Raw genomic sequence first — 18,133 nt, forward strand, 5'->3', positions numbered from 1 at the left:
GGATGCCGCCCCGCAGGGGTGTCGTGAACAGGTTGATTCCGTGCGCGCCACGGCCGGACGCGACCTGACGCCGCCGCTTATCCTGACGAAGCGCATCCCCCCATGCGCATCGTTCGCGTGCCCGCGAGCATCGACGAAGGGACCCTGTGAGAGACGAGCGCGCCTGGACCTGGTCCGATCCGCTCGTCGGCGATGACCGGGACGCGGCGGCCTCGGCGGCCCGACTCCTCTCCGGCACCTCCCTCGTCCTGGCCGGGCCGCGCGGCAGCGGTCGCAGCCACCTCGTCCGGGCGATCATGACCGAGCTGCGCTCCCGCGGGGTGTCCCCCGCCGTGGTCCGCCCGTCCGCGATCCTGGGCGACGTCCCCCTCGCCGCCCTCGACTCGTCCGGGGATCCGCGCATCACGGCGCTCCGCGCCGGCGAGGCCGCACCCGAGCCGGCGCCCATCGTCGTCGTGGACGATGCCCAGCTCCTCGATCACGCCTCGGCGACCGCCCTTGCACGAGCCGTCAGCGGCGGCCGGGCGGTTCTGCTCTTGTCGGTCATGGTTCCCCGAGCCCGGGCCCGGCACGCACCCGCCGGCGACACGGGCGTGGGCCGCGTCATGATGCGGCTGTGGCTGGACGGCTTCGCCGACCGGGACGACCTGCGCGAGATGACCACGGAGGACGCCGAGCGCCTGCTATCCCTCTTCCCGGGTTCGGCCACGCTCGACGCCGCGACCACCGCCGGCCTGGTCTGGCGCGCGGACGGCTCGCGACGTCTGCTGCGCGAGCTCGTCGCGGAGGCCGTGCAGGCCGCCTCCGCCGGTCGGGACCCTCTGCTCGCGGTCCGCGAGCCCCCCGCGCACAGCAGGCTCGCCGGCGCGGTGGAGCTGCACGTCGCCGATCTTTCCGAGGACTCCCGCAGGACCCTCGCCTTCCTCTGCCGCGTTCCCCATATCTCGATGGTGGATGCCACCCGCTTCCTGCCCCAGGACGTCCTGGAATCCCTGCTGGCGTCCGGTCTGCTGTACGCCGACGACAGTCCCGCCCGGCGTCTTACGGCCAACGAGTTGCTCGCCAGGGAATCCGCCCGGCAGCTGGGCGCGGAGCGCGTGGACGCCCTCGTGGAGCGGGCCGGCACGCGGATGCTGCGGGAGAGCGAAGAGTGGTGGAGCACGCCCATCTCCGTCGCCCTGGCCGACCGGTGGCACCGGGGCGAGTCGACCTCTGCCGAGATGGACGAGATCCCGGCCGCGGTGCGCGCGCGTGTCGCCCTCGACGCCGCCCGGGCCGCCAACGACGCGGGGGACGTGGCACGCGCCCTCGCGCACGTCGCTCGCGGGCAGCGGGCGGCGGACACCCCTGACCTCCGCGTCGAGCGTCTGTTCGCCACCGCCGTCCTCCACCCGCGCGACGGCGACGCCTTCGCGGACGTCGACGAGCAGACCCTCGACCCCGTGACGCGGCGGCGCCTGCACCGGCTCCGTGCCGTGCTGGCCGACCGCGGCTTCTCTGCGCCGCTGCTGTCGGCGTCGGACGCGGGCACGGATGCCGAGGTGGAGGATGTGCTCGCCCGGGCCGCGCGGCACGGCGAGCAGATGGACTGGATCTCCGCCGCCGCGGACGCGACCCTCGCCACCCGGCTGGAGGCCGCACCGGCCACCCGGCTGCGCGCCCTCGCGGCCGCAGGCATGGCGGAGACGTTCCTCGGGCGGTGGACGGTCGCCCAGTCCCACTTCCGCACTGTGGAACGCCTGCTGGACGCCCGGACGCGCACGACCAACCTGGGCACTCTGGACCGTCTCGGCGCCATCCTCGTCCTGCTGTCCAGTGCTCAGCTGGCAGGGGCGGACGGTGGCGGAGCCGCCCAGAGGCTGCTGTCGGAGCGGATCGTCGCCGCCCGCGAGGGCGACGGTGTCGGTCTCACCGTCGCGGGGATCGCCGCCGCGATCGCCGACACGAACCTCGATCGCCCGGCGCGCGCGCTCCTGGAGCTCGAGACCGCGCTCGGTCGCGGACCGCGCACCCTGACCGGACCCGATCTCGCCCTCGCCGAGCTCGGCGTCGCCGAGGCGCTCGCGGCGGCCGGCCGGGTCGAGGACGCGCGGCTGGTCTTCGACCGCGTCGAGGCCGGGGACGCCCCGCAGCTGCGGCACGCGCGCGCCTCGGTGGAGGCGACGCTGCTGATCGCGGAGAGCCGCCGGGAGGAGGCTGTCGGGCGCGCTCGCGACGCCGCGACGCTGACGCGGGGCCGGGCGGTCCCCCCGATGCGCCTGCGGGATCTCTTCAAGCTGCTCGTCCTCGGGGAGCTGTCGGACGCCGAGCGCGAAGAGCTCGAGCTCCTCGCCGCCGATAGCGAGCTGCCGCTCGCGGCCGTGACCCGCGAGCGCATCGCGGCGTGGGACGGCTCCGGTCCGGACCGCGACCCCCGGGAGGAGCTCCGCCTGCACCCGCGCTGGGTGCCGACGGAGGCCACGGCGACGGGCGGACCGATCGGTCGGCTGTCACCGGTCCCCCTCTCCGCGGCGGGGGCGGCCGCGGGCGGCGGTCTCGAGCTCACCCGCCGGGAGCGGGAGATCGCACTGCTCGTCGACCAGGGTCTGAACAACCGTCAGATCGCGGAGCGCCTTTATCTCTCCGTCCGCACGGTCGAGTCGCACGTGTATCAGGCGCGGCAGAAGGTGGAAGCCAGCTCGCGCTCCGACCTGGGGCGGATCGTCGCTCGGGCCGACGCGTCGCGGGGCGCCGACCCGTCGCGGTCGCGCATGTGACGCGAGCCGCGCGGTTCAGTCCTCGTCGGGGGTGAAGCGGACGCCGGTGGCGGGACGTGCCGACGCACGAGCGCGCCCGATCCCCGCCTCGGCCAGAGCAGCTCGCGCGGCGTTGAGCGAGACGGAGGACGGGTATCCGCGTCTGGACAGCTGTCCGGCGAGTCGACGCAACGCCGTGTCGTAGTCCTGACCGGTCATGGCCCGCGCTTTGCCCCGTGCGAACTCGAGGGCGCGATCGTCGTCGTCGTCCGGGAGGGCGTCCACCGCGGCATCCGCCACGTCGCGCGGGATCCCCCGCTTGAGCATGGTCTGGACGACCGCGCGTCGGCCCTGGCCCTTGCGCTCCACCCCGGAGAGGGCGAGCTGGTCGGCGAGCGCTCCGTCGTCCAGGTAGCCGAGGTCGACGAAGCGGTCGATCAGCTCGGCGACGAGGGCGTCGTCGACGCCCTCGACCCCGCGCAGGGCCGTACGCGACTCCGACAGCGAGAGCGATCGCGTCCGCAGCTTGCGCAGCAGGACCGCCTCCGCACGGTCGCGGACCTCATCCGGATCGGGAGCGTCCTCGTGCACCGCCGCCGTCGCATCGCGGAACCGGGCGCGGCTCTTTGCATGACGGTCCTCGTCCGTCGGCTGGGGCAGCGCGCGGATCGGGGGTCCTCCCCCGGCGGAGGGGTGGTCCGCCCGCGCCGGCGAACGCAGCCAGGTGGTGTGCCACCTCGAACGTTCATCGGCGTCGGTACCGTCGGACACTGCCCTGGCGCCGTCCACGTCCCCGCCGGGGTCACCGTCCTCGTCGGACCCGACCGCCGTCCGCGTCCCCGGCCGGGCCGCTGTGCGGGCCGAACCCGCATCGCGCGCGATGTCGTCGTCCCGGTCCCGGTCGCCACCCTCGTGGACGGCCGCGTCGTCGTCGCCGCCGTCCGGCTGGAGGCCACGGCGCCGGGCGGCACCCGCACCGAACAGCGGGATCACCGGGGCGAGGCCGTCGTCACCGCGACCGGCGCCTCCCCGACCCGCGGCGGGGCGGTCCTGCGCCCCGCCGCGGTCAGATCCTCGTCCGTCGCCGTCGACCATCAGGCCGGACGACGAGCCGCCAGCTCGTCCGCGGCGGGAGCCGCCGCCGGCGCCCCGCCGATGCCGAGCTTCGTCTTGATCTTCGACTCGATGTCGGCGGCGATGTCGGGGTTCTTCAGCAGGAAGTTGCGCGCGTTCTCCTTGCCCTGGCCGAGCTGCTCGCCCTCGTAGGTGTACCAGGCGCCGGACTTCTTGACGATCGCGTGCTCGACGCCGAAGTCGATCAGGCTGCCCTCGCGGGAGATGCCGACGCCGTAGAGGATGTCGAACTCCGCCTGCTTGAAGGGCGGCGCCATCTTGTTCTTCACGACCTTGACGCGGGTGCGGTTGCCCACGGCCTCCGTGCCGTCCTTGAGCGTCTCGATACGGCGGATGTCGAGGCGCACCGACGCGTAGAACTTGAGCGCCTTACCGCCGGCGGTGGTCTCGGGCGATCCGAAGAACACGCCGATCTTCTCGCGCAGCTGGTTGATGAAGATGGCGGTGGTCTTGGTGGTGTTCAGTCCACCGGTGAGCTTGCGGAGAGCCTGCGACATCAGACGCGCCTGCAGACCGACGTGCGAGTCGCCCATCTCACCCTTGATCTCCGCCTCCGGCACCAGGGCCGCGACGGAGTCGATGACGACGAGGTCGATGGCACCCGAGCGGATCAGCATGTCCGCGATCTCGAGGGCCTGCTCTCCGGTGTCGGGCTGCGACACCAGCAGGGCGTCGATGTCGACGCCGAGCTTCTTGGCGTACTCGGGGTCGAGCGCGTGCTCGGCGTCGATGAAGGCGGCGATACCGCCCGCGCGCTGCGCGTTCGCGATGGCGTGGAGCGTCAGCGTGGTCTTACCGGAGGACTCGGGACCGTAGATCTCGATGATGCGACCGCGCGGCAGGCCGCCGATGCCGAGCGCGACATCGAGGGCGACCGAGCCGGTGGGGATGGTCTCGATCGGTGCGCGGTCGTCGCTGCCCAGTCGCATGACCGAGCCCTTTCCGAACTGCCGGTCGATCTGGGCGAGGGCCGATTCGAGGGCCTTCTCGCGCTCTGCGGGTGAGGGCATGACGTGCTCCTATTGCTCGCGTTCCGTCGCCTATAGGCTGTCGCGCTCCCCATCGACGATGAGGATGCCCGACAAGGCGTTCAGGGTGTCGTTCGACGCTGCCCACGTTACGGAGGGCCTCCGACATCGACGCCGGCGCACCCCCGTTCCGGGGACAGGTTCGCAAGAAACCCTGTTGTGAAGGAGACTACGCCGAAATCGAACGGATATTCGACGACACGCCGTCAGCGCTGACGCGGCTCGATCCGCCCCACGCCGTAGCGGCGCTCGAGCGGGACGTCCGTCTCCTGACAGAGCGCCAGCCAGACGTCGCGGGGCTCGACGCCGGCCGCGAGGGCTTCGGCACTCGTCCGCCCCCCGACGGCCGACAGGACGAGATCAGAGACCAGGTAGCCGCCTCGAGCCCCGAACTCGTCCGTGACGGCGCGATCGAATTCGCTACGACGCATCGGTCGGCAGGCCGCCGATCAGTGGAGCGAGAGCTCGGGCTCGACCGCCGCGACGAGCTCGTCGGGAACGACATCGGGGAAGGTCTGCAGGCCCTCGAGGACCGAGAGCCGGTCGCCGACCTCGCGCATGATCGTGGAGATGGGAACGTCCAGCGCCTCGGCGACGGACGCCAGGATCTCGCTCGAAGCTTCCTTCTGACCGCGCTCGACCTCGCTGAGGTACCCCAGCGCGACGCTCGCGCGGCTGGCGACCTGACGGAGGGTGCGCCCCTTCTGCTGACGAAGGTCACGCAGGACTTCGCCGATCTCTTGACGAACCAGGATCATTTGGGCCCCTCCTCACTGCTGATTCCTGTGCTGTCCGGGTGGACAACGGTACAACACCGATACGGTCACCCTAATGCCGCGCGCTGGGCAGAGGATGGGAATCGCCTACTCGAACCGGAATGTGTCATCATTCATTCCCGCACGTCGCCCCGCGGCCTCCGGAGCCCGTCACAAGGCCATGAGAGCGCGCCGGAGGGCGATGTGAGCGGTCTCCCGGCGGATGCGATCCCGATCCCCGTGGATGACGAGGGAGTCCACGCGCGTACCCAGCGGCGTGGCCACGGCGATGTGCACCGTGCCGACGGGTTGGCCGTCCTGCTCGTCCGGACCGGCGACCCCCGTCGTCGCGATCCCCATGTCGGCGGCGCGCCCGTCCCTCCCGAGGACGTCGCGCACCCCGCGCGCCATCTGCCGCGCCACACGGGGGTGGACGGCGCCGTGCGCCTCGAGCAGCGCCGGATCGACGCCGAGCACGCTGTTCTTGACGTCGGTGGCGTACGCGACGACCCCTCCCCGCAGCACCCGCGAGGCCCCGGGCACATCCACGAGAGTGGAGACCACCAGGCCTCCGGTCAGGGACTCCGCGACCGCGACGGTCCAGTTGAGCTCGGCGAGCCGGTCGATGAGCAGCGCCGCCGTCTCGCGGGGATCGCGGACGAGCGTCTGTTCGAGATCGTCGGGCACGCCGTCGATCATGAGGCCCGGCGCTTCCGGCGCGCCCCGCGCACCTCGCTCACGATGTAGTCGATCCCGGACGCGATGGTGAGCACGACCGCGATCGTCATGGTGACGACGCCGGCCCACCAGACGCCCGAACGCCAGGTGTCCGCGTCGACGAGGGCGTCCAGCGGCAGGAGCGCGATGGACAACGCGACCGCCTGCGCGACCGTCTTGAGCTTGCCCATCCATGCCGCGGCCAGCACGTGGTCGCTCACGACCATCAGGCGGTACACGGTGATCCCGATCTCCCGGACCAGGACCACGACCGTGATCACCCACGGCAGCTCGCCGAGGAGGGAGAGCCCGATGAACGCCAGCCCCGTCAGCGCCTTGTCGGCGATGGGGTCCAGGAGCTTTCCGAGGTCGCTCACGATGTCGTACTTGCGCGCGATGTAGCCGTCGATGCCGTCCGTCGCGATCGCCACGATGAAGAGGATCGCCGCCGCCCAGCGCAGACCGCCGTCCGCGCCCCCGTCGGCGAGGAGCAGCCAGAGGAAGACGGGAGCGCAGAGGATGCGCGCGATGGTGATCGCGTTGGGCAGCTGCCGCGGGACCGCCATCAGTCGCGTCCCGTCAGCTGCCAGGCGTCCTCGCTGCCGTCGTCGTCCTCGACGACCGGCAGCCCGTCGTATTGCGCGGCGACCGCGTCGGGACCGTACCGGTCGTCGGCCGCGGACGGCGCCGCCGGCTCGTCCTCCCCGCGCATGCGCGCGAGCACGGACGGGAGCTGCTCGTTGGTCACCAGCACGTCGCGGGCCTTGGAGCCCTCGGACGGTCCGACGATCTCGCGCGACTCCAGTAGGTCCATGAGACGGCCGGCCTTGGCGAAGCCGACCCGCAGCTTGCGCTGCAGCATCGACGTCGAGCCGAACTGCGTCGACACGACCAGCTCGGCCGCCGCGAGCAGCAGCTCGAGGTCGTCGCCGATGTCCGCGTCGATCTCCTTCTTCTCCGCCGCCGCCTGCACGTCGGAGCGGTACTCCGGACGGGCCTGCTGGGTGACGTGCGCGACGACCTTCTCGATCTCCTGCTCGCTCACCCAGGCGCCCTGCACGCGCAGCGACTTCGACGCGCCCATCGGGAGGAACAGCCCGTCGCCCTGCCCGATGAGGCGGTCCGCGCCCGGCTGGTCCAGGATGACCCGGGAGTCGGTGACGCTCGTCACCGCGAAGGCCAGTCGCGACGGGACGTTCGCCTTGATCAGGCCCGTGACGACGTCGACCGACGGCCGCTGGGTCGCCAGGACCAGATGGATGCCGCTGGCGCGCGCGAGCTGCGTGATGCGGACGATCGAGTCCTCGACGTCGCGCGGGGCCACCATCATGAGGTCCGCGAGCTCGTCGACGACGACCAGGAGGTACGGGTACGGCTTGAGGACCCGCTCGCTGCCGGCCGGCAGCGTGATCTCGTCGGCGACCACCGCGCGGTTGAAGTCGTCGATGTGACGGAAGCCGAACGACGCGAGGTCGTCGTACCGCATGTCCATCTCCTTCACGACCCACTGGAGCGCCTCGGCGGCCTTCTTGGGGTTCGTGATGATGGGGGTGATGAGGTGCGGCACACCGGCGTACGACGTGAGCTCCACGCGCTTCGGGTCGATGAGCACCATGCGCACGTCCGAAGGCTTCGCGCGCATGAGCAGGCTCGTGATCATCGAGTTGACGAAGCTCGACTTGCCGGAGCCGGTCGAACCGGCCACCAGCAGGTGGGGCATCTTGGCCAGGTTGGCCACGACGTAGCCGCCGCCGACGTCCTTGCCGACGCCGATCGTCATCGGGTGCGTCGAGCTCGTCGCGGCCGTCGACCGCAGGACGTCGCCGAGCGTGACGATCTCGCGGTCGGCGTTCGGGATCTCCACGCCGATAGCGCTCTTCCCCGGGATGGGCGCGAGGATGCGGACCTCGTTGGATGCCACGGCGTACGCGATGTTGTTCGTCAGCGCCGTGATGCGCTCCACCTTGACGCCCGGGCCGACCTCGATCTCGTATTGCGTGACGGTAGGTCCGCGGGAGAAGCCGGTGACGCGGGCGTCGACCTTGAACTGCTCGAGCACGCTCTCGATGGCGCGCACGACCGCGTCGTTCGCGGCCGACCGCTCGAGGTGCGGCGTCCCCGCGGCGAGGGAGCCGACCGCCGGCAGACGGTAGTTCGCCGAGGGCGGCACACCGTTGTTGTCCGCGCCGAGTCCGGAGATCCCGGGCAGATCGTCCTCTGCGCCCTCGTCCGCGGGCGAGTCGTCGCGCAGACCGCGGCCGGAGGCGGCGGCGGCCATCGCCGCCGGGTCGAACACCTCGGTGACGGCGTCGGGCGTCGGCGGGAGCGGCGGGACCGGGGGCGCGGCGGGCGCCGAGCGCTCCGCCTCGACGAAGGCCGTGTCGAAGCCGCCCTGCGTCGTGCCCGGGCTCAGCAGCTCGGTGAGGTCGTCGGATCCGAGCGAGCCGTCGGCATCCTGCTCCCGACCGCTGCGGTTGCGTCGCCACCACGGCAGCGACTTCTCGGCGGGCTCGTCGTCGTCCGCCGGGAGGACCTTGGTCGCGGGGTCGGGGCGCTCGCTCTTCTCGGCGCCGAACATCCAGGCGTACAGGTCGCCGAGGCGCTGACCGATGCGGTTGGGCGGGGTCTTCGTGAGGATGAGGACGCTGAGGGCAGCGAGCAGTGAGAGTGCGATGTAGGCGCCGACGTCCTGCAGGACGGTCGCGAGCGGCTCGCCGACGATCCACCCGAAGATGCCGCCCGCCGGGCTGAGGACCGGCGGTCCGCCGTCGCTGGGCGCCGGTCGACCGCCGGCGACGTGGCAGAACCCGGACAGCGCGATGACGAACAGGCCGAATCCGATCCCCACGCGTCCGTTGTCGTGGACGGACGACGGATGCCGGAAGAGCCAGCCGGCCAGCAGGATGAGCAGGACCGGGAGCACGAAGGCGACACGGCCCACGATGAGGCCGAACGAATAGGCGCTGATCAGCGCAGCGGCATCCGTCCCGATGAAGAACCACTCCACGACCGCGCCGATGACGGCGAGGACGACGAGGAAGAACGGGAAGCCGTCACGGCGCTGCTCCCGATCCAGGGTCTCGGAGCCGAAGGCGCGGAACATCCCGCCGACGCCGTGGGCGACGGCCATCCAGGCGCGGGCGGCGACCGGCGGCTTCTCGGGCTCGTCGACGTAGCGCTTCGGCGCAGGAGCCGGGGCTTTCGATCGCGACGACCCCTTCGCGGGGGCGCGACCGCCGGACGGGGACGAGGTGCGAGCCATCCTCCCACGGTAGGCCGGACCCCGGACATTCGCGCGTGCCCACGCGGGGATGCCTCCAGACGCCCGCCCGTCGCACGGCGGAGGTGCGGGTCACGAGACGCCCGCCCCAGCGCCCCGGAGACGCGGCTCAAGAGACGCCCGCCGAGGGACCTCCCCCGACGAGCCGGCGGCGCGGCAGGGATCGACCCCCGCCGCGCCGCCGCGGCGTCACGCCTCGATGACGAGGGGGACGATCATGGGACGGCGCCGCAGGGACTGGTTGACCCAGCGCCCGATGGTGCGGCGGACGACCTGCGAGAGCGCGTGCTTGTCGCGCACGCCCGACTGCGCGGCCTCGGCGAGCGCCGCCGCGATCTTCGGCTTGACGCTCTCGAACACCGCGGCGTCCTCGGCGAAGCCGCGGGCGTGCACCTCCGGTCCGGACACGATCTTGCCGGTCGCCGAGTCGACCACGACGATGACCGAGATGAAGCCCTCCTCGCCGAGGATGCGGCGGTCCTTCAGGTCGGCATCCGTGATCTCGCCCACCGACGAGCCGTCGACGTAGACGAAGCCGATGTCGAGCTGGCCGACGACCTCCGCGGTGCCGTCGCGCAGGTCCACGACCGTGCCGTTCTCGCCGAGGATCGTGTTCTTCTCGGGGATGCCCGTCTCCTGCGCCAGCTTCGCGTTGGCCATGAGGTGGCGGTACTCGCCGTGGACCGGGAGGACGTTCTTCGGCTGCAGGATGTTGTAGCAGTAGAGCAGCTCGCCCGCGGCGGCGTGACCCGACACGTGCACCTTCGCGTTGCCCTTGTGCACGACGGTCGCGCCGAGCTTGGTGAGGCCGTCGATCACGCGGTAGATCGCGTTCTCGTTCCCGGGGATCTGACTGGATGCCAGGATGATCGTGTCGCCCTCGCCGGGCTCGATCGCGTGGTCGAGGTTGGCCATGCGGCTGAGCACCGCCATCGGCTCGCCCTGAGAGCCGGTCGACATGTAGACGATCTTGTCGTCGGGCAGGTCGCGGGCCTTCTTGTAGTCGATCAGCACACCGTCGGGCACGTTGAGGTACCCGAGGTCGGCGGCGATGCCCATGTTGCGCACCATGCTGCGTCCGAGCAGGGCCACGCGGCGGCCGTTGGCGTGCGCGGCGTCGAGGACCTGCTGCACGCGGTGCACGTGGCTCGAGAAGCTGGCCACGACGACGCGGCGGGGCGCCCGGGCGATGACCTGGTCGAGGACCGGGCCGATGCCCCGCTCCGTCGCGGTGAACCCGGGCACGTCGGCGTTCGTGGAGTCCACCAGGAAGAGGTCGACGCCCTCTTCCCCGAGCCGCGCGAAGGCGCGCAGGTCGGTGATGCGGCCGTCGAGCGGCAGCTGGTCCATCTTGAAGTCGCCGGTGGCCAGCACGAGGCCCGCCGGTGTGCGGATCGCCACCGCCAAGGCATCCGGGATCGAGTGGTTCACCGCGACGAACTCGAGGTCGAACGGTCCGACCTGCTCGCGCTGCCCCTCCTTCACCGTCAGCGTGTACGGCCGGATGCGGTGCTCCTTCAGCTTCGCCTCGATGAGCGCGAGCGTCAGTCCGGAGCCGATGAGGGGGATGTCGCTCTTGAGACGCAGCAGGTACGGCACGGCGCCGATGTGGTCCTCGTGGCCGTGCGTCAGCACGACGCCGACGATGTCGTCGAGGCGGTGCTTGATGGGCTCGAAGTCCGGCAGGATCAGGTCGACCCCGGGCTGGTGCTCCTCGGGGAAGAGCACGCCGCAGTCGACGACGAGCAGCTTCCCGTCGAACTCGAACACGGTCATGTTGCGTCCGACCTCGCCGAGGCCGCCGAGGGGGATGACGCGCAGAGTCCCCTTCGCGAGGGCGGGCGGGTCGTAGACGTTCGTGGGCATTGGTGCCTCCTCGGATGCCACGATGTGGCATCCCTTCGTGTGGCGTCCCTGGCCGCGGATCGGCGGACGCCGATGCTTATCTCGTGGTGCCGTGCACCTTCGGCAGGGCACCGCCGGCGGCCGCGTTGCGGTCGGGACGGAAGTTGGAGAAGTCCGCGCCGGGGACGTCGCGGACGAGGGCGAGCTCGTCCTCGATGACCGCGGCCTCCCACTCCTCCGGGCCGACGAGCGGCAGGCGCACGCGCGGGCTGCCGATGCGGCCGAGGCCGTGCAGGATGTACTTCGCCGCGACCGTGCCGGGGACGTGCGTCATGACGGCGCGCACGAGCGGCTCGAGGCTCTTGTGCGCGGCGGTGGCCGCGGCGAGGTCGCCGCGGTTCACGGCGTCGACGATCGTGCGGTACGGTCCGGCGGCGATGTTCGCCGTGACGCCGATGAGGCCGCTCGCGCCGATGGCCATGTGCGGGAGCACGTTGGCGTCGTCGCCGGAGAAGTAGAGCAGGTCGGTCTGGTTGAGCACGCGGCTGACCTCGCTGAAGTCGCCCTTGGCGTCCTTGATGGCGAGGATGTTGGGGTGCTTGGCGAGGCGCAGGATGGTCTCGTACTTGATGGGCACGCCCGTGCGACCCGGGATGTCGTAGAGGATGACCGGCAGGTCGGTCGCGTCGGCGACGAGGCGGAAGTGCGTCAGGATGCCGGCCTGGGTCGGCTTGTTGTAGTACGGCGTGACGATCATGATGCCGTCGGCGCCGGCCTTCTCGCTGGCCTTGTAGAGCTCGATCGCGTGCGCCGTCTCGTTCGAGCCGCCGCCGGTGATGATCTTGGCGCGGCCGGCCGCGACGTCCTTGCCGACCTCGACCAGACGCAGCTTCTCGGGGTCGGTGAGGGTGGAGGTCTCGCCCGTGGTCCCTGTCACGACGATGCCGTCGGCACCGGCGCTGACGACGTGGTCGATGTGCTTCTCGACGGCGGGCCAGTCCACCTCGCCGTCGGCGGTCATCGGGGTGATGAGCGCGACGAGCACCTGACCGAAGGGATTGCCGGAGTGCGTCATGGTCCCAGGTTATCGGGTCGTCGGGGTGCGACCGGGGCGCGGACCAGCGGAATCACCCGACCGGCGGGGCGGCCGCCGTTCTGCAGGACCGGTGGGGCGGAGGATGCCGCACCCCGGCACCCACGACCAGTCGACGTACCGGGCGGCCGCTCTAGGGTGAGCGCATGGCCTGGTACACCCGCGCGACGCGCACCGTCTACGAGAACCGCTGGATCCGCGTCCGCGAGGACGACGTGACCGGCCCGCACGGCGACGGCATCTACGGCGTGGTCGAGATGCAGCAGCCCGCGGTGTTCGTCATCGCCCTCGACGAGCAGGAGCGGGTCTGCCTGGTCGAGCTCGAGAGGTACACGACCGGACGCTCCCTCGAGGTGCCGGCGGGCGGGACGGACGGGGAGGACCCCCTCGTGGCGGCCCGTCGCGAGCTGTTCGAGGAGACCGGCGTCGAGGCGGCGGACTGGCGCCCCCTGGGACGAATGAACGCCCTCAACGGCATCGCCGCCGCACCGGAGCACGTCTTCCTGGCCCGGGAGCTGACGATCCGGGATGCCACGGCGTCCCAGCGCGAGGAAGGGATCGACGCGGTGCGGTGGGTCCCCTTCGCCGACGTCCTCGCCCTCATCGCCGACGGTGGGATGACGGACGGCGAGTCGATCGCCGCGCTCGCCTACGCCGGCATCGCCCTCGGGCGTTTCGCCTGAGCGGGCGGTCCGACCGCGCCGGCCGACCGGGCGCCGGCGTTCTCAGCGCCCGCGTGATGCGGCCGCGACCACGAGGCGGTCGGGTAGCAGTCGCGACGCGGCGACGAGCACTTTGTAGCGGAGCGACGGCACGGACACCGACCGTCCCCGCGCGGCGTCGCGCAGCCCCTCCCGGGCGACATCGGCGGCATCCAGCCACATGCCCGCGGGCACCCCTTCTGCACCGGGCGGGAGACCCAGCCGCTCGTGGAAGCTCGTGTGGACGAAGCCCGGACAGACCGCGGTCGCCGTGACGCCGCGTCCGCCGTAGACGACGTTCATCCACCGGCTGAAGGAGATGAGCCAGCCCTTCGCCGCACCGTAGGTGCCGCGGGGCACGAATCCCGCCACGGACGCGACGTTCACGATGCGACCGCCTCCCCGTTCGAGCATTCCCGGGAGGACCGCGTGCGTGAGGCGGAGGGCGGCCTCGACGTGCAACCGGAGGTGGCGGACCTCGTCGACCACGGGGTTCTTCTCGAAGGCGAGGTCCAGACCGAAACCGGCGTTGTTGACGAGGAGATGGACGGGTCGCCGGGCATCGCCGAGCCGCTGCTCCACCTCGGCGAGCGCGTCGGCGTCCAGCAGGTCGGCCGGAAGCACCTCCGCGCTCCCCCCTGCGGCGCGGACGGTCTGGGCGACCTCGTCGAGGGCGGAACGGTCGCGGGCGACGAGGACGACATGCGCACCCTGCGCTGCGAGCTGACGCGCGAACTCCGCTCCCAGACCGGAGCTCGCTCCGGTCACCAGCGCCGTCCGCGACACGGTCAGCCCTCCCGCTCGTAAGTCTCGAAGCGGTATCGCGTTCCCGTCCGGGACGTGTGCCACCCCTCGGACGGGTCGGAGCGGACCCGGTCGAAGCCGTCCGTGCCGGGGGCGTAGGTGTCGCCGTCGATGTCGAGGTCGAGGCGCGTGACCTCGAGCACGTCGCCCCGGGCGATCGCGTCGGTGTAGAGCCGGCCCCCGCCGATCACCCAGACCGTGTCGCTCGACGCGGCGGCCAGAGCGGCGTCGAGCGAGTCGGCGCGCTCCGCACCCTCCGTCGGATAGTCGTCGGAGCGCGTGACCACGATGTTCCGCCGCCCGGGCAGGGGCCGGAAGCGCGGGGGGAGCGACTCCCACGTACGGCGACCCATGACGACGTCGTCGGACCCCGTGACTTCGCGGAAGTGCGCGAGATCCTCGGGGACGTGCCATGGCATCCCTCCGTCGGCGCCGATGACGCCGCCGTCAGCCTCCGCCCAGACGAGCCCGACGCGGGTCATACGGCCACGGCCGCGCGGATCGCGGGGTGGTGCTGGTAGCCCTCGACGACGATGTCGTCGTAGGTGTAGTCGAGGATCGACGCGGGCGTGCGGGCGAAGCGCAGCGTCGGGTACGGATAGGGCTCGCGGGAGAGCTGCTCCGCCACCTGCTCGCGGTGGTTGTCGTAGACGTGGCAGTCGCCGCCGGTCCAGACGAACTCGCCGGGCTCGAGGCCGGTCTGCTGGGCCACCATCAGGGTGAGCAGCGCGTAGGACGCGATGTTGAACGGCACACCGAGGAACATGTCCGCGCTGCGCTGATAGAGCTGGCACGACAGCTTGCCGTCGGCGACGTAGAACTGGAAGAGCGCGTGGCACGGCGCGAGCGCCATGTCGGGGATGTCGGCCGGGTTCCACGCGGAGACGATCAGGCGACGCGAGTCCGGGTCGCGCCGGATCTGATCGACGACCTGGGTGATCTGATCGATCGCCCCGCCGTCGGCGGTGGGCCAGGACCGCCACTGCACGCCGTAGACGGGCCCCAGCTCCCCCGCGGGGTCCGCCCATTCGTCCCAGATCGAGACGCCGTGCTCCTGCAGCCACGACACGTTGGACTCGCCGCGGAGGAACCACAGCAGCTCGTACACGATCGACTTGAGGTGCACGCGCTTCGTCGTGATGAGCGGGAACCCCTCGGCGAGGTCGAACCGGATCTGCCGGCCGAACACGCTCGTGGTGCCGGTACCGGTGCGGTCGGCCTTGTGCACGCCGGTCTCGAACACGTCGCGGAGCAGGTCTTCGTACGGAGTGGGGATGTCGCGCGTCACAGCAGTCACGATACCCGCGTCTCCCCTCGCGACGACGTCTCGGACGGCGATCCGTGGACGACCGGACGCTCCGTCGAGATGGGGAGGAGAGGACCGTCCGTCACGGGAGGACGCAGGGCCCCGCATGTCCGCGGCCTGGGCTACCGTGTCGGCTGTGGACCTGCCCGTCGCTCTCGCTCTCGTCGTCGCCCTCGTGGGTGTCGCGACGGTGCTCGGCGTCCTCTTCCAGCGCTCGCAGGGCCGGCTCCGGCGACGGGATGCCACGGGGGTCGCCCCCGCGCAGGCGGTCGACCCGTCGGTGCTCGAGAGCGGCCCTCTGGGCGACGAAGCGACACTGCTGCAGTTCAGCACGGAGATGTGCGCTCGGTGTCCCGGCGTGCATCGGATGCTGTCCACCGTGGCCGACGCCCGCGACGGCGTCCGCCACCTCGACGTCGATCTCACCCACCGGCCCGATCTCGCCCGGCGCTTCCGTGTCCTGCAGACCCCGACCACCCTCGTCCTCGACCGCCGCGGCGTCGAGCGTTCCCGCTTCGGCGGACCGCCGAGCCGCGCCGCCGTCGAGGCGGAGCTGACCCGTCTCACCCAGGAGGCCCGCCATGGCTGACGCCCCTCGTATCGATGTCCGCGGCCCGAGATTCGTGGCATCCGTCACCGCCGTCCTGCTCCTGGTCGCGACCGGTCTCGCGCTCGTCGGGAGCTCGACCGGTGCCACCACCGGCTCGTTGGCGGAGCGCGCAGCCGACCCCGGCTTCCTGCTGCTGGTCGTGATCGCCGCGCTGTTCCTGTGGAGCGTCGTCTCCCCGCGCACCGCGCCGTGGGCGGTGCTGTTCCGTCGGGTGGTGCAGCCGCGCCTCTCCCCCGCCACCGAGTTCGAGGACGCCCGGCCCCCGCGCTTCGCCCAGGGCGTCGGTCTCCTCGTCACCGGCGCCGGACTGCTCCTGCATCTCGTCGGGGTGCCGTGGGCACTGCCGATCGCGGCCGCGATGGCGTTCGTCGCCGCGTTCCTCAACGCGGTCTTCGGACTGTGCCTGGGATGCCAGCTCTACCTGCTCCTCCAGCGCACGGGCCTCATCGGTCGCGGCCCCTCCGCCGCCACCTGAACGCGCCCCGCAGGTCCACGGAGCTCGACGCGCTCCCCCATCGCGCCCCGGCCGACGGCCCGCGCAGACGGCCCCGGCGGACCACGCACGGGTCCCGGTCACGCCCCGGCCGACGGCCCGCGCAGACGGTCCCCGCGGAACACGCACGGGTCCCCGTCGAGCCCGGCCGACGCCCCGCGCATACCGCTCCGGCGGAACCTGACGCGGGTCCCTGTCAAGACCCGGACGCCGTCCGGGCCCCTGGCTAGGCTGACCCCGCCGCGGCCACTCGGGTCGCGTGAACACCGGGAGGTCTGCATGTCCGTCACGAGCGAAGCCACCACCGCCTGGAAGGGCAGCCTGTTCGAGGGATCGGGCGAAGTCACCTTCACGTCGTCGGGTATCGGCACGTTCGACGTCAACTGGAAGGCGCGCAGCGAGGGCTCGAGCTCCGTCACGACGCCGGAGGAGCTGCTCGCCGGGGCCCACTCGTCGTGCTTCAGCATGGCGCTCTCGAACGCGCTGGCCGACAACGGCACCCCGCCGGAGTCCGTCGACGCCACCGCGTCCGTCACCTTCAAGCCCGGCACCGGCATCACCGGCAGCCACCTGAACGTCAACGCCGTCGTCCCCGGCATCGACGACGAGACCTTCCAGAAGATCGCCCAGGATGCCAAGGCGAACTGCCCCGTCTCGCAGGCTCTGACCGGCATCGAGATCACCCTCGAGGCCACGCTTGCCTGAGACCCCGGCCCGGCGCGTCGTCATCTCCGGCGCGTCGGGCCTCATCGGCTCCGCCCTCGTCGAGGCGCTGACGGCGGACGGCGTCGCCGTCACGTCGCTCGTCCGCCACGAGCCGCGCGGTCCGCACGAGGTGCAGTGGCTGCAGGATGCCGCTCCCCTCGATCCCGACGTCCTGGCCGGCGCCGACGCGGTGGTGTGCCTGAACGGTGCCTCCATCGGCCGTTTTCCGTGGACTCCGTCGTACAAGAGCACGCTGCTGTGGTCCCGCATCACCCCCACCCGCACGCTCGCGACGGCGATCCGCGCCCTCGGCGACGACGCTCCTGCGCTGATCAACGCCAGCGCGACGGGCTTCTACGGGTCGCGCCCCGGTGAACGGCTCACCGAGGACTCCGCCCGCGGCGAGGGCTTCCTCGCCGACATCTGCGGCGAGTGGGAGACCGCCGCGCGCACGGCCGGCGACCGGGCCCGCGTCGCCCTGCTGCGCACCGCCCCCATCGTGCACCCCGAGGGCGTGCTGAAGCCTTTCCTTCTCCTCACCAAGCTCGGCGTCTCCGGCCCCATCGGGCGGGGAACGCAGGTGTGGCCGTGGATCACGCTCGACGACGAGGTCCGCGCCATCCGTCACGTCATCGACGCCGACATCGCCGGGCCCGTCAACCTGACCGGGCCGACGCGGGCGACCGCGAACGACCTGGGCTTCGCGCTCGCGCGGCGCATGAACCGGCCGTACATCCTGCGTGCGCCCGTATGGGGCATGAAGCTCGCCCTCGGACGCGACGCGACGGATGCCATCCTCATCTCCGACGCCGACGTGCGGCCGACGGTGCTCGAGGACTCCGGATTCGACTTCCTGCACGAGACGGTCGAGGACGCCGTCGCGTCCGCGGTCCCGGCGCACTCCTGATCCGGCGCGGCCCGTCGTCA

At 71.9% G+C, this 18,133-nt stretch carries 18 protein-coding genes; 6 read left to right on the plus strand and 12 right to left on the minus strand.

The genetic code is table 11. The features are described from left to right. Positions 1–146 precede the first annotated feature (146 nt). A complete protein-coding gene (locus ACO03V_RS10320) occupies positions 147–2,756 on the plus strand; it encodes a LuxR C-terminal-related transcriptional regulator (RefSeq protein WP_423137527.1) in 2,610 nt (869 codons plus the stop codon). Between the two features lie 15 nt (positions 2,757–2,771). Here the strand turns inward: ACO03V_RS10320 and ACO03V_RS10325 are convergent, their stop codons facing one another. The 9 genes from ACO03V_RS10325 to dapA all read right to left on the minus strand — a co-directional run bounded on the left by ACO03V_RS10325 (position 2,772) and on the right by dapA (position 12,569). Beyond that, a complete protein-coding gene (locus tag ACO03V_RS10325) occupies positions 2,772–3,830 on the minus strand; it encodes a regulatory protein RecX (RefSeq protein ID WP_423137528.1) in 1,059 nt (352 codons plus the stop codon). Further along, positions 3,830–4,879: a recombinase RecA gene (recA, locus tag ACO03V_RS10330; RefSeq protein ID WP_367730617.1), complete on the minus strand. Its 1,050-nt coding sequence runs from the start codon at positions 4,877–4,879 to the stop codon at positions 3,830–3,832. The genes ACO03V_RS10325 and recA overlap by 1 nt, the downstream gene beginning before the upstream one ends. Positions 4,880–5,103: 224 nt before the next feature. Continuing rightward, on the minus strand, positions 5,104–5,328 hold the full coding sequence (locus ACO03V_RS10335) for a DUF3046 domain-containing protein (protein ID WP_367730615.1): 225 nt from the start codon (positions 5,326–5,328) through the stop codon (positions 5,104–5,106). Between the two features lie 18 nt (positions 5,329–5,346). Continuing rightward, on the minus strand, positions 5,347–5,655 hold the full coding sequence (locus ACO03V_RS10340; protein ID WP_367730595.1) for a helix-turn-helix domain-containing protein: 309 nt from the start codon (positions 5,653–5,655) through the stop codon (positions 5,347–5,349). Positions 5,656–5,823: 168 nt separating this feature from the next. Further along, the gene (locus tag ACO03V_RS10345; RefSeq protein WP_423137529.1) at positions 5,824–6,351 is read right to left on the minus strand and encodes a CinA family protein; all 528 of its coding nucleotides are present in this window, start codon (positions 6,349–6,351) and stop codon (positions 5,824–5,826) included. After that, positions 6,348–6,935, minus strand: coding sequence for a CDP-diacylglycerol--glycerol-3-phosphate 3-phosphatidyltransferase (gene pgsA / locus ACO03V_RS10350; RefSeq protein WP_367730591.1), 588 nt, complete (start codon positions 6,933–6,935; stop codon positions 6,348–6,350). Before pgsA ends, ACO03V_RS10345 begins: the two co-directional genes overlap by 4 nt. Continuing rightward, positions 6,935–9,631, minus strand: a complete 2,697-nt coding sequence (locus tag ACO03V_RS10355) for a DNA translocase FtsK 4TM domain-containing protein (protein WP_423137530.1) — start codon at positions 9,629–9,631, stop codon at positions 6,935–6,937. Before ACO03V_RS10355 ends, pgsA begins: the two co-directional genes overlap by 1 nt. Positions 9,632–9,838: 207 nt before the next feature. Then, complete coding sequence (locus tag ACO03V_RS10360) at positions 9,839–11,515, minus strand: ribonuclease J (RefSeq protein WP_367730587.1); 1,677 nt, start codon at positions 11,513–11,515, stop codon at positions 9,839–9,841. A 76-nt stretch (positions 11,516–11,591) separates the two neighbouring features. Beyond that, positions 11,592–12,569 (minus strand): 4-hydroxy-tetrahydrodipicolinate synthase, encoded by a 978-nt coding sequence (gene dapA, locus ACO03V_RS10365; RefSeq protein ID WP_367730585.1) that lies wholly within the window; start codon positions 12,567–12,569, stop codon positions 11,592–11,594. A 164-nt stretch (positions 12,570–12,733) separates the two neighbouring features. Between dapA and ACO03V_RS10370 the strand changes: the two genes are divergently transcribed. Further along, positions 12,734–13,270 (plus strand): NUDIX domain-containing protein, encoded by a 537-nt coding sequence (locus ACO03V_RS10370; protein WP_423137531.1) that lies wholly within the window; start codon positions 12,734–12,736, stop codon positions 13,268–13,270. Positions 13,271–13,312: 42 nt separating this feature from the next. On the opposite strand, the gene ACO03V_RS10375 is transcribed toward ACO03V_RS10370, so the two are convergent. Genes ACO03V_RS10375 through ACO03V_RS10385 form a run of 3 tightly spaced genes read right to left on the minus strand, consistent with a single transcriptional unit; the run spans position 13,313 to position 15,380 of the window. Next, complete coding sequence (locus ACO03V_RS10375) at positions 13,313–14,074, minus strand: SDR family NAD(P)-dependent oxidoreductase (protein ID WP_423137532.1); 762 nt, start codon at positions 14,072–14,074, stop codon at positions 13,313–13,315. 2 nt (positions 14,075–14,076) lie between these two features. Further along, positions 14,077–14,574 carry a dihydrofolate reductase gene (locus ACO03V_RS10380; protein WP_367730579.1) on the minus strand — a complete coding sequence of 166 codons (498 nt, stop codon included), beginning with the start codon at positions 14,572–14,574 and terminating at the stop codon, positions 14,077–14,079. Next, positions 14,571–15,380 carry a thymidylate synthase gene (locus ACO03V_RS10385; RefSeq protein WP_423137533.1) on the minus strand — a complete coding sequence of 270 codons (810 nt, stop codon included), beginning with the start codon at positions 15,378–15,380 and terminating at the stop codon, positions 14,571–14,573. Before ACO03V_RS10385 ends, ACO03V_RS10380 begins: the two co-directional genes overlap by 4 nt. 154 nt (positions 15,381–15,534) lie before the next feature. Here ACO03V_RS10385 and ACO03V_RS10390 point away from each other — a divergent pair, with 154 nt between their 5' ends. The 4 genes from ACO03V_RS10390 (at position 15,535) to ACO03V_RS10405 (ending at position 18,113) form a co-directional block, all read left to right on the plus strand. Beyond that, a complete protein-coding gene (locus ACO03V_RS10390; protein ID WP_423137534.1) occupies positions 15,535–15,987 on the plus strand; it encodes a TlpA family protein disulfide reductase in 453 nt (150 codons plus the stop codon). Then, positions 15,980–16,483 carry a DUF4395 domain-containing protein gene (locus tag ACO03V_RS10395; RefSeq protein ID WP_423137535.1) on the plus strand — a complete coding sequence of 168 codons (504 nt, stop codon included), beginning with the start codon at positions 15,980–15,982 and terminating at the stop codon, positions 16,481–16,483. The genes ACO03V_RS10390 and ACO03V_RS10395 overlap by 8 nt, the downstream gene beginning before the upstream one ends. A gap of 297 nt (positions 16,484–16,780) precedes the next feature. Then, the gene (locus tag ACO03V_RS10400; RefSeq protein ID WP_367730571.1) at positions 16,781–17,206 is read left to right on the plus strand and encodes an OsmC family peroxiredoxin; all 426 of its coding nucleotides are present in this window, start codon (positions 16,781–16,783) and stop codon (positions 17,204–17,206) included. Continuing rightward, complete coding sequence (locus ACO03V_RS10405) at positions 17,199–18,113, plus strand: TIGR01777 family oxidoreductase (RefSeq protein WP_423137536.1); 915 nt, start codon at positions 17,199–17,201, stop codon at positions 18,111–18,113. The genes ACO03V_RS10400 and ACO03V_RS10405 overlap by 8 nt, the downstream gene beginning before the upstream one ends. The last annotated feature ends 20 nt before the right edge of the window (positions 18,114–18,133 follow it).

The organism is Microbacterium sp. HMH0099 (genome assembly GCF_049384025.1).
Lineage (GTDB): Bacteria > Actinomycetota > Actinomycetes > Actinomycetales > Microbacteriaceae > Microbacterium.